This window comes from Vibrio sp. (assembly GCF_038138445.1).
In the GTDB taxonomy this organism is placed as follows: domain Bacteria; phylum Pseudomonadota; class Gammaproteobacteria; order Enterobacterales; family Vibrionaceae; genus Vibrio.
In genome coordinates this window covers 18285-33931 of sequence record NZ_JAYQDQ010000026.1, presented here as the reverse complement: position 1 = coordinate 33931, position 15647 = coordinate 18285, and the positions used below count along the sequence as shown (strand labels likewise).

17 protein-coding genes are annotated in these 15647 nt (G+C 45.1%); 16 read left to right on the top strand and 1 reads right to left on the bottom strand.

The window, feature by feature from the left end; all coding sequences use genetic code 11:
* From AAFM34_RS09315 to AAFM34_RS09240, 16 genes are all read left to right on the top strand, one after another.
* Complete coding sequence (locus tag AAFM34_RS09315) at positions 1–2229, top strand: chemotaxis protein CheA (RefSeq protein ID WP_341662136.1); 2229 nt, start codon at positions 1–3, stop codon at positions 2227–2229.
* Positions 2230–2253: 24 nt separating this feature from the next.
* Entirely contained in the window at positions 2254–3369 is a 1116-nt protein-coding gene (locus tag AAFM34_RS09310) for a chemotaxis response regulator protein-glutamate methylesterase (RefSeq protein ID WP_341662134.1), read from the top strand.
* A gap of 9 nt (positions 3370–3378) precedes the next feature.
* Positions 3379–4155: a ParA family protein gene (locus AAFM34_RS09305; RefSeq protein WP_341662132.1), complete on the top strand. Its 777-nt coding sequence runs from the start codon at positions 3379–3381 to the stop codon at positions 4153–4155.
* Positions 4148–5140, top strand: a complete 993-nt coding sequence (locus AAFM34_RS09300) for a chemotaxis protein CheW (protein ID WP_341662130.1) — start codon at positions 4148–4150, stop codon at positions 5138–5140. Before AAFM34_RS09305 ends, AAFM34_RS09300 begins: the two co-directional genes overlap by 8 nt.
* Positions 5141–5177: 37 nt before the next feature.
* Positions 5178–5672, top strand: a complete 495-nt coding sequence (locus AAFM34_RS09295) for a chemotaxis protein CheW (RefSeq protein WP_114786745.1) — start codon at positions 5178–5180, stop codon at positions 5670–5672.
* Positions 5672–6172: a DUF2802 domain-containing protein gene (locus tag AAFM34_RS09290; RefSeq protein ID WP_341662127.1), complete on the top strand. Its 501-nt coding sequence runs from the start codon at positions 5672–5674 to the stop codon at positions 6170–6172. Before AAFM34_RS09295 ends, AAFM34_RS09290 begins: the two co-directional genes overlap by 1 nt.
* A 192-nt stretch (positions 6173–6364) precedes the next feature.
* The gene (gene ccmA / locus AAFM34_RS09285) at positions 6365–6994 is read left to right on the top strand and encodes a cytochrome c biogenesis heme-transporting ATPase CcmA (protein ID WP_341662125.1); all 630 of its coding nucleotides are present in this window, start codon (positions 6365–6367) and stop codon (positions 6992–6994) included.
* Positions 6988–7656: a heme exporter protein CcmB gene (gene ccmB, locus AAFM34_RS09280; protein WP_341662123.1), complete on the top strand. Its 669-nt coding sequence runs from the start codon at positions 6988–6990 to the stop codon at positions 7654–7656. Before ccmA ends, ccmB begins: the two co-directional genes overlap by 7 nt.
* Positions 7657–7759: 103 nt before the next feature.
* Positions 7760–8512, top strand: a complete 753-nt coding sequence (locus tag AAFM34_RS09275) for a heme ABC transporter permease (RefSeq protein ID WP_341662121.1) — start codon at positions 7760–7762, stop codon at positions 8510–8512.
* Between the two features lie 4 nt (positions 8513–8516).
* A complete protein-coding gene (gene ccmD / locus AAFM34_RS09270) occupies positions 8517–8723 on the top strand; it encodes a heme exporter protein CcmD (protein ID WP_341662119.1) in 207 nt (68 codons plus the stop codon).
* Positions 8720–9205, top strand: a complete 486-nt coding sequence (ccmE, locus tag AAFM34_RS09265; protein ID WP_341662117.1) for a cytochrome c maturation protein CcmE — start codon at positions 8720–8722, stop codon at positions 9203–9205. Before ccmD ends, ccmE begins: the two co-directional genes overlap by 4 nt.
* Complete coding sequence (locus AAFM34_RS09260; protein ID WP_341662115.1) at positions 9202–11160, top strand: heme lyase CcmF/NrfE family subunit; 1959 nt, start codon at positions 9202–9204, stop codon at positions 11158–11160. Before ccmE ends, AAFM34_RS09260 begins: the two co-directional genes overlap by 4 nt.
* Entirely contained in the window at positions 11160–11714 is a 555-nt protein-coding gene (locus tag AAFM34_RS09255) for a DsbE family thiol:disulfide interchange protein (RefSeq protein WP_341662113.1), read from the top strand. The genes AAFM34_RS09260 and AAFM34_RS09255 overlap by 1 nt, the downstream gene beginning before the upstream one ends.
* Positions 11711–12190 (top strand): cytochrome c-type biogenesis protein, encoded by a 480-nt coding sequence (locus AAFM34_RS09250; RefSeq protein ID WP_371833263.1) that lies wholly within the window; start codon positions 11711–11713, stop codon positions 12188–12190. The genes AAFM34_RS09255 and AAFM34_RS09250 overlap by 4 nt, the downstream gene beginning before the upstream one ends.
* Positions 12190–13407 (top strand): c-type cytochrome biogenesis protein CcmI, encoded by a 1218-nt coding sequence (gene ccmI, locus AAFM34_RS09245; RefSeq protein ID WP_341662111.1) that lies wholly within the window; start codon positions 12190–12192, stop codon positions 13405–13407. Before AAFM34_RS09250 ends, ccmI begins: the two co-directional genes overlap by 1 nt.
* A 75-nt stretch (positions 13408–13482) precedes the next feature.
* Positions 13483–14244 carry a VacJ family lipoprotein gene (locus tag AAFM34_RS09240; RefSeq protein ID WP_341662109.1) on the top strand — a complete coding sequence of 254 codons (762 nt, stop codon included), beginning with the start codon at positions 13483–13485 and terminating at the stop codon, positions 14242–14244.
* A gap of 65 nt (positions 14245–14309) precedes the next feature.
* Here the strand turns inward: AAFM34_RS09240 and AAFM34_RS09235 are convergent, their stop codons facing one another.
* On the bottom strand, positions 14310–15605 hold the full coding sequence (locus tag AAFM34_RS09235) for an outer membrane protein transport protein (protein ID WP_341662107.1): 1296 nt from the start codon (positions 15603–15605) through the stop codon (positions 14310–14312).
* Between the last annotated feature and the right edge of the window lie 42 nt (positions 15606–15647).

The following is a 15647-nucleotide window of genomic DNA, read 5'->3' as shown; positions in this document are numbered from 1 at the left end:
ATGAGTTATGAATTAGACGAAGATATTCTACAGGACTTTTTGGTTGAAGCAGGGGAAATTTTAGAGCTTCTTTCAGAGCAGTTGGTAGAACTTGAAAATAATCCAAATGATAAAGATCTGCTTAATGCTATTTTCCGGGGCTTCCATACCGTTAAGGGGGGCGCAGGCTTTTTAGCATTGACGGAATTGGTCGATACGTGCCATGGTGCGGAGAATGTGTTCGATATTTTACGTAATGGTCAGCGAGACGTTTCTTCCGGCCTAATGGACACCATGCTTACCGCATTAGACACAGTCAATGAACAATTTCAGGCGGTACAAGAGCGTGAACCTTTACCTAAGGCAGATCAGGCACTTTTGGATGAGCTACATCGTCTAAGTAAGCCCCAATCTGAAGATGAAGCTGGAGGAGCTGAAGCTAGCGCACCTGCAGAAGCTGAAGCTCCCGCAGCCCCTGAGCCTGCTGCCGAAGAACCCGCAGCACCCGCTGAGCCAGGAGCTTCGGGTGGCGATGGCGGTTCTATTGATGAAATTACCCAAGACGAGTTTGATAAACTCCTCGATGAATTGCACGGAGAAGGGACATCTCCCACCGATTCTGCTGATTCAGGGGCATCAGCTGGTGCAGCACCAGCGGCTGATAGCGGTGATATCACCGATGATGAATTCGAAAAATTGTTAGATGACCTTCACGGTTCAGGTAAGGGGCCTGGAGAAGAAGGAGGTACCCCTCCAGCAGAAACGACAGCCGATGCAGCGCCTCAAGGCGGTGGTGATGATGGCTTAATGACCGACGACGATTTTGATAAATTACTTGATGATCTTCATGGAGCAGGAAAAGGCCCAACGATTGAAGAGCTAGATGCAGCAAGTAAACCAGCTTCTGAGAATGCCGCTCCTGCTGCTAAGGCTGAAGCGCCAAAAGAAGAAACGCCTCCTCCAGCTCCGAAAGCAGAACAACCAGCGGCACCGCCTCCCAAACCAGAGGAAAAAGCCGCACCACCAGCCAAAAAAGAAGCAGCGCCGCCTGCTAAGAAAGCTCAACCTCAAGCCGAAGCAACCGTTCGGGTCGATACCTCGACACTCGATACCATTATGAACATGGTTGGTGAGTTGGTATTGGTTCGTAACCGCTTACTCAGTTTGGGGCTAAATAGTAATGACGAAGAAATGGCGAAAGCTGTAGCAAACCTTGATGTGGTGACAGCTGATCTTCAAGGCGCGGTAATGAAGACTCGAATGCAGCCGATCAAAAAAGTGTTTGGTCGTTTCCCTCGAGTTGTACGCGATATCGCCCGTACTCTGAAAAAAGACATCAATTTGGAGATGCGTGGTGAAGAAACTGATCTTGATAAAAACCTCGTTGAAGCGCTAGCGGATCCATTGATTCACTTGGTTCGTAACTCGCTAGACCATGGTATTGAGATGCCGGACGATCGTGTTAAGGCTGGTAAACCTCAGCAAGGTAAAGTAATTCTATCTGCTTCTCAGGAAGGGGATCATATCGAATTGGCCATTGTCGATGATGGTGGTGGTATGGATCCAGAGAAATTAAGAGGGATTGCAGTTTCACGCGGAATGATGGATGAAGATGCAGCTTCGCGTTTAACAAACAAAGAGTGTTTCAACCTCATCTTTATGCCCGGTTTCTCAAGTAAAGAAGAAATTTCAGATATATCAGGGCGTGGTGTAGGTATGGACGTTGTGAAAACCGCCATCAATACACTGAATGGTTCCATCGACATTGACTCTGAAATGGGCAAGGGTACAAAGATAACTATCAAAGTACCGTTAACTCTCGCCATCTTGCCAACCCTGATGGTAGGGGTTGCAGGCAATCCATTTGCGCTTCCGTTAGCGAGTGTGAATGAAATTTTCCATCTTGATTTGAGCCGAACCAATGTCGTTGATGGACAGCTAACAATCATAGTCAGAGAAAAGTCGATACCGCTGTTCTATTTACAAAACTGGCTAGCTCCTAAGTCTGCAGATATGGAGCTCCGTAAAGGCCATGGACATGTGGTTATTGTTCAAATTGGTAGCCAGAGGGTAGGGTTTGTGGTTGATACCCTGATAGGGCAAGAAGAAGTGGTGATCAAACCTCTTGATAGTATGCTTCAAGGAACGCCGGGAATGGCCGGTGCGACTATCACTAGTGACGGGCATATTGCTCTGATTCTGGATGTTCCAGATTTGCTCAAGCAGTATGCAGCTGCTTCTCGAATCTAAGTCGCAGAATAATAAAGGATAACTATGGCGATTAAAGTTTTAGTAGTTGATGATTCGAGTTTTTTTCGTCGCCGAGTCAGTGAGATAATTAACTCAGAGCCTCGCTTAGAGGTGATGGATGTGGCGACTAATGGTAAAGAGGCAGTCGACAAGGCTTTACGCCTTAAACCAGACGTGATCACTATGGACATAGAAATGCCAGTAATGGATGGTATCACAGCCGTTCGAGAAATTATGGCTAAAAGTCCCATTCCAATTTTGATGTTTTCGTCACTAACTCATGATGGCGCAAAAGCGACTTTAGACGCGTTAGATGCAGGAGCGCTAGACTTTCTACCCAAAAAATTTGAGGATATTGCTCGTAATCGTGATGACGCAGTGTCATTACTACAGCAACGAGTAATAGAAATCTCGTCTCGTCGTTCGCATATGCGCAGGCCTACAAGCCAGCCAGCATCGCCTTCAGCCAAACCTGCACCTGCATCTTCCTCAGCTCAGAGAGCATCGAAACCCGCAGCCTCAGCAAAGCTTTCATCATCGGCGCGTTTCAAATCTACAGGAAAAAGGTATCAATTAACGGCGATAGGAACTTCTACAGGTGGCCCTGTTGCTTTACAAAAAATTCTGACTCAGTTGCCAGCCAATTATCCTCATCCGATTTTGCTTATACAGCATATGCCAGCTACCTTCACTGCCGCATTTGCAAGTCGTTTAAATTCTTTGTGTAAGATAAAAGTTAAAGAGGCGGAAGATGGCGACTCACTAAAACCCGGCGTTGCTTACCTTGCCCCCGGCGGTAAACAAATGATGCTCGATGGGCGTCCAGGTTCTGCCAAGCTGCGTGTAATTGATGGTGGCGAAAAAATGAATTACAAGCCTTGCGTAGATGTGACTTTTGGCAGTGCGGCTAAGATTTATTCTGATCAAGTACTCTCTATGGTTCTAACGGGTATGGGTGCTGATGGGAGAGAAGGAGCTCGTATGTTGAAAAGTGCGGGTGCAACAATATGGGCGCAAGATGAGGATAGCTGTGTGGTATATGGTATGCCACAAGCTGTTGCAAAAGCAGGCTTGTCGACTGAAGATTTACCGTTGGATCGTATAGCAGAGCGGATGCTAGTTGAAGTAGGTTTGTCCTAGGGGTAACGCATGATTGTTTGGAGTATTGCAAACCAGAAAGGCGGTGTTGGCAAAACGACAACGACTATTACGCTCGCGGGTTTGCTAAGCAAGCAAGGTAAACGGGTTTTGTTAGTCGATACTGACCCTCATGCGTCTCTAACTACTTATTTGGGGTATGATCCTGATGGAGTAGAGTCGAGCTTATTCGACCTTTTTCAGTTAAAAGATTTCAGTGAAGATAGTGTGCTGCCTCTGGTAATGAAATCGGATGTTGAGGGTATAGATATTGTTCCTGCTCACATGTCCCTAGCCACTTTAGACAGGGTTATGGGTAATCGAAGTGGTATGGGACTGATACTCCAACGAGCATTAATGGCAATTGAGCAACACTATGATTATGTTTTGATTGATTGTCCGCCTATACTCGGAGTGATGATGGTTAATGCATTGGCAGCAAGCAATCGTATTTTGATTCCAGTGCAAACCGAATTCTTGGCGATGAAGGGCTTGGAGAGGATGGTGAGAACGTTAGCCATAATGCAGAAATCACGCAACAACCCATTTAACGTTACCATTGTTCCGACTATGTATGACAAACGGACCAATGCATCCTTACAGACGTTACAAAAACTGAAGAAAGAGTATCCAGAGCAGGTATGGACTTCGGCTGTACCCATTGACACCAAGTTCAGAGACGCGAGTTTAAAACACCTTCCAGTTTCACATTTTGCTTCTGGAAGTCGTGGAGTTTTTGCCTATAAACAGCTGTTAATTTATTTAGAAAGGTTGGCTGTGAATGAGTAGCAACACTTTGATCTCAAGTGAACAAGCACTGGAAGAATACTTTTCAGCGCTTTTGGATGAATCATTAGAAGTTGATGAAAAACTAGACTCTCCAGAAAACCATGCGGATCCGATTTCTGATTTGGAACCTGTTGCTCAGCCAAAGGAGGAAGAGTCTCATTATGCTCCCCCTGCGGTTGAGGTTGAATTACCAAACTTAGATGATGTTGAACGACTGCTAGAACAGTTGGAGTCAACCAACCCAGTAGCAGAGCTCCAGCTTGAAGAAGTGATGGAGCAAAATACTGATCAGATATCTGAAACGACGGCAGTTGTTGAAGAAGTGCAAGATTGCCCTGCTGAGGAGTCAAACTTAGCACCAGAGATTGAAGCAGAGCCTCAGGAAGAAGTAGAAGAAGTAGTAGCTAAGGTAACTCAGCCAGAGGTTGAAGTTATACCTGAGCAGCCTGAAGTTGAAATTGCTGAAGAGGCGTCTGAACAGCCACAAGTTCAGTCAGGTGATGGTGAATCAGGAGTTTGGCGTTCCACTATACGCGACCAAGAGTTTCAGGTTCTATATTTTGATGTAAACGGCGTGACTTTTGCCGTTTCTCTTGATGAATTAGGTGGAATTCATCGAATCGCTGAACTTAATCATCTTATTGGCCGCCCTGATTGGTATTTGGGGTTACAAACAGGGCGAGATGCACAGCTTGATGTGGTAGATACGGCAAAATGGGTTATGCCTGAAAAGTTATCCGATGAAGATTATAAGGATAAATATCAGTATATCGTTATGCTAGATGAAAGTATGTGGGGATTAGCTTCGACCCAGCTTATGGGTACGGAGTCACTAGACCCAGGGAAGGTACGCTGGCGGGAAACTGCAGGAAAACGCCCTTGGCTGGCGGGAATGGTCAAAGAAAAAATGTGTGCTTTGATCCATGTTGAAGCATTGATAGCTATGCTTAATGCAGGACTTGATGTAAAAGCCTTGGACAAATGAAACGTTTATGCCGATTTTGGCTTAGAGAGGAATAGGTATGTCTCAAACTAACGAAGTCGAAGTGAGAAAGGATCAGTCAAATGACGAAGTACTTCAGTGGGTGACGTTCCAGCTAGAAGAAGAGACTTACGGTATCAATGTAATGCAAGTGCGTGAGGTACTGCGTTACACAGAGATTGCTCCAGTGCCAGGTGCTCCTGATTATGTTCTCGGGATTATTAACCTGCGTGGTAATGTGGTCACTGTCATCGATACTCGTTCACGCTTTGGTTTGATGCAGGGGGAAATCACGGACAATACTCGAATTATTGTGATTGAATCCGAGCACCAAGTAATAGGAATTCTAGTAGATAGCGTTGCAGAAGTTGTGTACTTAAGATCTTCTGAAATCGACACGACTCCGAGTGTGGGTACAGACGAGAGTGCTAAGTTCATCCAAGGTGTTAGCAACCGCGATGGTAAGTTGTTAATTCTTGTTGACTTGAACAAACTGCTAACTGACGAAGAATGGGATGAGATGGCCCATCTATAATGGAAGCAGTTGTTTTGACCAATGCTCCTGCAATAGCGGGAGTGGTTGCATTGGTAATGGTTATACTCTTGTCAGTATTTATTTTGCGTTTGAAGAAGAATCAAAATGTTGCATCAGACCACTGGCGACAAAAGAGTCGGTATTTAGACAAAGAATTACAAAAAGCGAATAAGCAATTACTTGAAGTCCGTTCTGTAGTGGTTGGGCTGGGGCAAAGGGTAAGCGAGCAGCAAGACCTTATCCAGCACCTCAATGAGAGAATTGCGGAGCTTGAGCAAGAAGATGGTGACGGACGTTTATATTCAAGAGCGAGTAAAATGGTGCAACTTGGCGCGGACGTTAATGAACTTATCGAAGAATGTGAACTGCCTAAGGCTGAAGCTGAATTGATGCTTTCTTTACAAAAAAAAATCGCGGGTAAAGAGAAAGTTCCTCCTCTTAGTTCGGACTCACAGAGTGGCCAGTCTTCAATGTCAAAAAAAGCCAGAAAAAAATCTTAAGCGAGAAGCCAAAGGATGCCATAGGCATCCTTTTTTGTGTCCAAGTGTTAACATCCAGCCTGTATTTGTATGAAATATGGCAGATTATTTACATAAACTTACGGTGTTTCGTGATGGACAGCAGCCTAATTCTATTTTGTGTCAGTATGGCTGTGGTACTATAGCGCCACCCAATTCAACCAGCGAATATACATGTTAGAAGCATCCCAGCTTACCGCGATTAGAGACAACAAAGTCTTGTTTGAGTCACTTTCGTTTACGCTTGATAGTGGTGATTTAGTGCAAGTTGAAGGTCGAAATGGAACAGGGAAAACGACCTTGTTACGTATTATTACGGGACTTGCTGAACGTGAAAGCGGTGACGTGTTTTGGAATGGGCAAAATATTGAGTCAAACCGTGAAGCGTTTCATCAAAATTTGCTGTTTTTAGGGCATCAAACTGGAATAAAGCGTGAATTAACCGCTTATGAAAACTTACGCTTCTATCTCAATCTTCATTCTGACCACTCAATTGATAAGACGAGTATATATAACGCTTTAATGAAAGTTGGGCTGGTGGGACGTGAAGATGTTCCTGTGGCTAAATTGTCTGCTGGGCAGCAGCGTCGGGTGGCACTTGCTCGCTTATGGCTTAGCCAACACAAACTCTGGATTTTAGACGAACCTTTGACCGCCATTGATAAGCAGGGTGTTAGTGTGTTGGAGTCACTTTTTCTTGAACATATTGATGAGGGAGGTATCGTGCTTTTGACGACCCATCAGGATATGTTTACCGACCAACCAAGATTGAAAAAGATTACATTAGGTAATGAGCTATGCTAGCAGCAATGAGTCGCATTATTCAGCGAGAACTCCTGATAGCATTTCGTCGTCAGGCGGATATTTTTAATCCGCTATGGTTTTTCATTATCGTCATCACCTTATTCCCCTTAAGCATTGGGCCTGAGCCTAATTTGTTGGCTCGTATTGCATCAGGTATCGTTTGGGTGGCAGCACTCTTATCTGCACTCCTTTCTTTAGAAAGATTGTTTAGAGATGACTTTCAGGACGGCGCTTTGGAACAGTTGATGTTGATGCCTTTGCCTTTGCCACTTGTTGTTATTTCCAAAGTGATTGCCCACTGGATGCTAACCGGACTCCCTCTTATTTTGATTAGTCCACTTTTGGCGATTCTACTTTCTCTAGATTTCAGCTCATGGCTAGCAGTAGTAGCAACTTTGCTAGTTGGTACGCCTACATTAAGTTTTATCGGTGCGATTGGTGTTGCTTTGACTGTGGGTTTACAAAAAGGAGGGGTGCTACTGAGTTTACTTGTTCTGCCCTTGTATATTCCAATCTTGATATTTGCGACATCCGCGATTGATGCCGCGTCTTTGGGAATGGCGTATAAAGGTCAGTTGGCTATTCTTGGGGCTATGTTAGTGGGTTCAATAACCTTAACACCTTTTGCGATCGCTTCTGCTCTTAGAGTAAGCGTTAACTAGTGGATTTTGATCAAGAGCAAGACATTCTTTTTCCCCTAAGCTACATAATAACAATATTTCGGTCTGATACAGATACAACATTGAAGTGAGAGTGAGAATAACAATGTGGAAGTGGCTCCATCCTTATGCTAAGCCTGAAGCTGCCTACCATCTATGTGGTAAGCTGCTACCTTGGTTTGCGATATTGTCGTTACTACTTTTATCACTGGGTTCAGTATGGGGGCTAGCTTTTGCTCCCTCTGATTACCAACAAGGTGACAGCTTTAGGATTATTTACATACATGTTCCAGCCGCGATTTGGTCGATGGGAGTGTATATGTCAATGGCCATCGCTGCTTTCATTGGTTTGGTTTGGCAAATGAAGCTATCTGATATGGCAGCTTCAGCAATAGCGCCTATCGGAGCTGTCTACACCTTTATTGCCCTAGTAACTGGTTCCATATGGGGCAAGCCTATGTGGGGTGCATGGTGGGTATGGGATGCTCGTCTAACTTCTGAGTTGATTCTGTTATTTTTGTACTTAGGCGTGATCGCGCTTTATCAGGCGTTTGATGATCAAAGGACAGCAGCCAAAGCGGCCGGTATTTTGGCCATTGTCGGCGTGGTTAACCTGCCTATTATTCATTTTTCAGTCGAGTGGTGGAATACGCTCCATCAAGGTGCAACCATTACCAAATTTGCGAAACCATCTATTTCTAGCGATATGTTATGGCCTCTTGTGATTAATATTCTTGGCTTCGCGTTTTTCTTTGCGACTTTGACCATGGTTCGCTTGCGTAATGAAATCATAAGTAAAGAGTGTCATCGTCCATGGGTGGCGTCTGTGGCTAAAGCTAGACTTCAGGGAGGTGAATAATCCTATGTATTTTGAGTCTTTAAGCGATTTTCTAGCGATGGGAGGGTACTCAACTTATGTATGGAGTGCCTTTGGAATCACCTTTACCTCAATGCTGGTGTTACTTCTGCTAAGCCTGCGCCGTGGAAACCAACTGCTCGATGAAGTCCAGTCAAAGATAGATAGACAAGCTCGAATCGATGCCGCGAAAAATATGGAGAATACGCTATGAATCCAAGGCGCAAAAAACGGCTAGGGATAGTACTCGCTATATTCGTTGGTATGAGTACCACCATTGGTCTTATGCTTTATGCCCTAAATCAGAATATGGACCTCTTTTATACGCCTAGCGAATTAGTTGATGGCAAGCCTGATGGAACAAAACCAGCAGTCGGTCAGCGTTTGCGAATTGGTGGTATGGTGGTCAAAGGTTCGGTAAAAAGGGACCCTGAATCACTTCGAGTAGCGTTTGAGCTGCATGATGTCGGCCCCAAAGTGACTGTGCTTTATGATGGGATTCTTCCCGATCTATTTCGAGAAGGGCAAGGTATTGTGGCCCAAGGGGTACTAAAAAATCCTACCACGGTCGAAGCTTTTGAAGTGCTTGCTAAGCATGATGAAGAATACATGCCGCCAGAAATCGCAGAGGCGATGAAAAAAAACCACCAGCCGCTTGAATATACGCAACAACAAAAACAAGGAAGTGGTCAATGATTGCTGAGATTGGTCATTTTGCCCTTATCGTTTCACTGGCGATGGCAGTATTGTTAAGCATTTTGCCTCTAATTGGCGCTTCACGAAATAATACCTTGCTGATGAACACCGCACGGCCATTGTCTTGGGGAATGTTCTTACTGCTTGCTTTGTCTTTTGGTGTGCTTTTGTGGGCATTTTATACCAATGACTTTACCCTTACTTATGTTGCTACCAACTCAAACAGTCAGTTGCCTTGGTACTATCGTCTTACCGCGGTTTGGGGGGCTCATGAGGGTTCTTTGCTACTTTGGGTCTTAATCCAAGCGATATGGACAGTGGCAGTTGCAACTTTTAGCCGAGGTATGCCACAGGAGTCGGTGGCGAGGGTTCTGGCTGTAATGGGGATGATAAGCGTTGGTTTTCTTCTGTTTATTATTGTCACTTCTAACCCTTTTCTAAGGACCTTACCTTTCTTTCCTGTTGATGGGCGCGACCTTAATCCATTATTACAGGATCCTGGCCTTATCATTCATCCTCCTATGCTCTACATGGGCTATGTTGGTTTTTCCGTTGCCTTTTCATTTGCGATTGCGTCATTAATGACAGGCAGGTTGGATACGGCTTGGGCACGCTGGTCACGGCCTTGGACAACAGCCGCTTGGCTTTTCCTGACTTTAGGCATTGCGCTAGGTTCTTGGTGGGCCTATTACGAATTAGGTTGGGGTGGCTGGTGGTTTTGGGATCCAGTGGAAAACGCCTCCTTTATGCCATGGTTAGCTGGTACTGCGCTGATGCATTCACTCGCGGTAACAGAAAAACGAGGCACGTTTAAAGCTTGGACTGTACTTCTAGCCATTTCTGCATTTTCTTTGAGCTTACTTGGCACATTTTTAGTTCGCTCCGGAATTTTGGTATCTGTGCATGCATTTGCTTCTGATCCTTCACGAGGCATGTTCATCCTTCTGTTCTTAGTATTTGTGATAGGTGGTTCGCTACTCTTGTTTGCCTTAAAAGGTTCTAAAGTGCGCTCGCGTGGTAACTTTGAACTTGTGTCTCGAGAGAATACGCTACTGGTCAATAATGTCTTGCTGATTGCAGGATTAGTGGTGGTGCTTATTGGCACCTTGCTTCCGCTTGTTCACAAACAAATAGGTTTGGGCTCAGTATCGATTGGTGCGCCGTTCTTTGATCTTTTATTTGCATGGCTTATGGTGCCCTTTGCCTTCTTTTTAGGCATTGGGCCACTTATTCGCTGGAAGCGAGATAATCTTTCTGGTTTAGCCAAACCTATGCTGGTTTCTGGGATAGCCTCATTGATTTTGGCTTATGCCCTAGTGGCACTGCTTGCCGATTTCTTCCAGTTTATGGCTTATATCGGTTGGGTTATGGCACTGTGGATCATCTTTATGCACGGCTTTGAATTGCACCAGAGAGCAACGCACAGACACAGCTTTACTGTCGGTATCACTAAGCTTCAGCGCAGTCACTGGGCAATGATGTTTGGTCATATAGGCCTTGCTGTCAGCATTATCGGCATTGCCATGGTACAAAACTACAGTATTGAACGTGATGTTCGTTTGGCGCCGGGTCAAAGCTATAGTATTCAAGGGTATGATTTCTATTTTAAAGGACTAAAAGATAAGAATGGCCCTAACTATGATGGTTTCGTCGCGGAGTTTAAGGTTAGCCACCAAGGGGAATACTTAAACACTTTACATGCAGAGAAGCGCTTTTATCGCACAGCACGCTCTATGATGACGGAAGCGGCTATAGATCGAGGTCTTACGCGGGATCTCTATATTGCTATGGGTGAGCGCTTAGATGATGATAAATCCTGGGCGGTGCGAATTTACTACAAACCTTTTGTACGATGGATTTGGGCTGGGGCCTTACTTATGGCGCTTGCTGGTGTGATTGCCATTAGTGACAAACGTTATCGCTATAGAAAAAGTGCAAAAATGCAGGAGGCGTGATGCATAAAAAATTACTCTTTATACCTCTGATCGCTTTTTTGGCCTTGGTCAGCGTTTTTGCTACTCAGCTGTTTCGAAACTCTCACGGTGACGATCCGACCAAGCTCGAATCTGTACTTATCGGTCAGAGTGTCCCTCAATTTAGGCTCGAAGATTTAGCAGAGCCGGGCAAGCTTTACGATCAATCAATATTCAAAGGCGAACCTTTGCTTTTAAATGTGTGGGCGACTTGGTGCTCGACTTGTTATGTGGAACACCAGTACCTCAACAAGTTGGCCTCTCAGGGCGTTAAGATCATTGGCATGAACTACAAAGATGATCGCACTAAAGCCGTTAAGTGGCTTAACGAGTTGGGTAATCCTTATTTGATAAGCCTGTTTGATGGTACTGGTATGCTTGGCCTAGATTTGGGTGTGTATGGAGCGCCAGAAACCTTTTTGATCGATGCTCAGGGCGTGATCCGTTATCGTCATGCAAGTAATGTCAATGATCGTAGTTGGAACGATGACATTAAACCTATTTATGACAAATTGCTTGCGGAGGCTAAACAGTGAAAAACACCTTCCTTTTCATCTTGCTCAGCGTCATTTTGTCTTTTACCGCCCACGCAACGATACAAATCTATGAGTTTGAGGACTTAGAGCAAGAGCAGCAGTTTAAAGAACTGAGTAGCACGCTGAGGTGTCCTAAATGTCAAAATAACACGATTGCAGACTCAAACTCTGAATTGGCCGTCGATATACGGCAAAAAGTGTATGAAATGACCAAACAAGGTAAGTCCAAGCAGGATATTGTTGACTACATGGTGGCGAGATATGGCAACTTTGTGACTTACAAGCCGCCATTTACTCTTGCGACTGCTATTTTATGGCTTGGGCCAATTTTTGTGGTGATGTTTGGTTTTGGTTTTATTTTTGTGCGTTCGCGTAAAAAGCAGGCTCGTATAAATGAGGACGAGAATTGGAATCAAGCCAAAGAAGCGCGCCTTAAAGCCCTTTTACAACAAGATGATGATGGAGATAAGCAGTAATGACGTTATTTTGGATAGCTTCAGCCATTCTTATCTTGCTTAGCCTGATTTTAATGGGCATCCCTTTTATTCGTAAAAGAACTAATAATGATGACGTACTGCGTGACGAACTCAATAAGGCGCTGTATAAAGATAGGCTATCTGAGCTTGCAGAAGAAACCCAAGAAGGTCTTGTAGATGATCAGCAGGAATTAGTCGATGATCTTAAACAGTCACTGCTAGATGATGTTCCTGATCAAAACGCAGTTAAAGGCTCAGTGGCGATATCTCCTATGGCTATTTTACTGCCTTCTATGGTGTTTATTATCGCATTGTCATACGCCATGTACTTTAAATTCGGCGCGTCAACTAAGGTAGAAGATTGGCAACAAGTCAGTGCGAACTTGCCCGCACTATCTAAAAAGTTACTGGTGCCTGAAGGCGCTGCGCTGAGCGATGATGAAATGCGTGACCTTACACTTGCTTTGCGTACCCGCCTACATTATCACCCTGATGATTCAACAGGGTGGCTCTTGCTCGGTAGAATCGCTCTGGCTAATCGTGATGTCGTGACAGCCATTGGTGCGATGAAAAAAGCCTACGCCCTGAAATCTGACGATGATGATATCAAGTTAGGTTACGCTCAAGCTCTGATGTTGTCGCAAGATGAACTTGATCAGACCATTGCGCGCCGGATTCTTGGCCAATTAGTGCAAAATGATTATGTCGATTTACGAGTATTCTCATTATTGGCATTCGACGCGTACGAAAGAGAAGATTATACTGCTGCCATCCGTTACTGGAAGGTGATGCAACGTATGATTGGACCTGAAGATAGCCGTTATCAAATGCTAACGCGCAGTATTGATAATGCTCAGGAACAATTGGGTGATTCCGCGGTCAGTAATACGTCAGTCTCTGTTTCTATCTCACTGAGTGAAAAGGTAAAACTTGACCAAGACTCGGCGTTGATTGTTTCGGTTCATACCGCTGATGGCTCGCCTATGCCAGTCGCGGCGGCAAGGTACCCATTGGGGAGTTTTCCTCGAACCGTAGTTCTTGATGATACTAATAGTATGTTGCAAGATCGTAAGCTATCCTCATTGGAGTCACTTATGGTACGTGTTCGTCTCGATTCTGACGGCAACGTAGCGACTAAGCAAGGGGACTGGTTTGGTGAGAGCGAAATCGTTAAAGTGGGTCAACCTGTTACGGTTAGTATTAATAAGCAATATTAACCAAGCTTATTCGCGCAATAAATTGATAAAGGGCCGGTACTAAATAGTGCCGGCCTTTGTTTGGAAATTAGAATAATGAATAGTATTAAGCCCCAGATGTGGGCAATGTTTTGTGGTGTCATGTTTTTGATGGGGTGTGCCAGCGCGCCTCAAGACTCAGCGCACGGTGAGTCAGAGGTTAACGACCCGATTGAGGGCTTTAACCGCACTATGTGGGCGGTAAACTACGACTACTTAGATCCTTACTTTGTGCGGCCTGTCTCCTTGGCTTATGTCAATTATGTCCCTGATCCTGTTCGCCAAGGTATAGCAAACTTTTTAAGTAACCTTGATGAGCCAGCGAGTGTGATCCATAACCTCGTGCGCGGTAAAGGCCACACGGCGATTGACCACTTTAACCGTTTTTGGATTAACAGTACCTTTGGCTTATTGGGCCTGATCGATGTGGCTTCTGCTGCGGGTATCACGCATCATAATAATAAGTCGTTTGGTGATGCCGTCGGACATTATGGTGTAGGTAATGGTCCTTATGTCATGGTGCCTGGTTATGGGCCTTGGACGGTGAGAGAGTCTGCCGACTTAGTCGATAGCACTTACGTGCCATTGTCACTACTTAATATTTGGGCGGGGCTAGGTAAGTGGGCCTTTGAAGGTATGGAAACTAGAGCTTCACTTGTGTCTCAAGAAGCTATGCTTGAGAACTCGCCTGATCCATACGCATTAACGCGAGATGCCTATCTGCAAAATCAGGATTTCAATGCCGAGATTGAAAAGCCTGAACAATTTGATGCAGAAGAAGAAGCCTATCTTGACGACTATCTCGATGAAGATTTCTAATAAAAAAGCTTGGTTTATTGGCCAAGCTTTTTTTCATGCCAATTTAGCTTGAAGCTGTGGCTGGCTTAAAATCGATAGCTGGCCTGAACACCGATAAGCCAAATATTCCCTTTAGTTTCACCAACAAACTGGCCGGCTAAGGCTTGCGCGTTGTCGTCAGAGGCATAGCCACGTGATTCTGTGATTGGCGCGTCTTTGGCTAGAATGTAGGTTAAACCGCCATCTAGGGTAAAGTTTTTAGTAAAGTCGTAACTTGCGCCTAGGCTTAGCCAAGTGCGATCGGTTTCTGGGATAGTAATGGTGCGATTTTTATCACTCACCGCCGATGTGTCATAGGCAATACCGGTGCGAAGTGCCAATTTAGAGTCAAGCTGATAAGTTGCGCCCAGTGCTAGGCGATAGTTATCTTGCCAGTTTTCAACTTTGACCATTTTGCTGCCTAATGTGTTTAATTGGGCCTCTAATTTTTCAAAGCTGCTCCAATTAGTCCAGTTTAGGCTGGCATGAATGGCGAGTTTTTCTGTCAGTTGGTGAAAGCTTGCCAGCTCGGCTGTGGCGGGTAGGGCAAGATCCATGCTGCCGTTATCGCGATTGCCATTACTTAGGCCAAATCCTGCGCCTGTGGCATAGCCTTCAAGCTTAAGTTGAACTTCGGATTTGTAGCTAAAGCCAATACGGTGATCTTGGTTAATTTGCCAAGCCGTACCAACTTGCCAGCCCCAAGCGTTATCATCGCCTTCCATATATTTAAGGTCTGTACCTTGAGATAGAGAGTAAGCATTGTTTGCTGGTGCTTTCGCGCCAAAGCTGCCTTCACCCATCACATAGCGAACGCCGCCGCCAATACTCAGGTCTTGATTGACTTGATAGGCAGCGTTGAGGTTGGCTTCCATTGTGGTTACGCTGGCCTGATTGCCAAAATGAGCGGCGGCGAAATCATTACCTAGATTAGTTTCCATCCCGTAGTTTGTGCCCAGTGCAAAGCCAATCGCCACTTGATCAGAATATTGATGCGAGAGGTAAAAATTAGGGATAATCGCATCATCGGCAAAATCTGACGAAGATGCATTGGATACAGGCAGCGCAGACGCGCTGCCGTCTACTGTACCATCGACATCCACATTGGGGTTGACGTAAATAGCGCCAAGCGATAATTGGGTGCCATCAAGATAGGTGAGCATAGCTGGGTTTCGCCACTGTGCACTGGCATTATCTGCCATCGCCGCTTCACCAGCATAGGCGCGGCCAAGGCCCGTTGCTGAGTATTCGGCTAATTGAAAACCAGCTGCTGTTACTGTATCTGAAGCAGAAATAAGGCCTGCGCCTACTGCAAGGGAGAGAAAAGTAATTCTTGTTTTCATGGTAGTTTGTCGCTGACTTATTAATAAATGTCAGACGATATT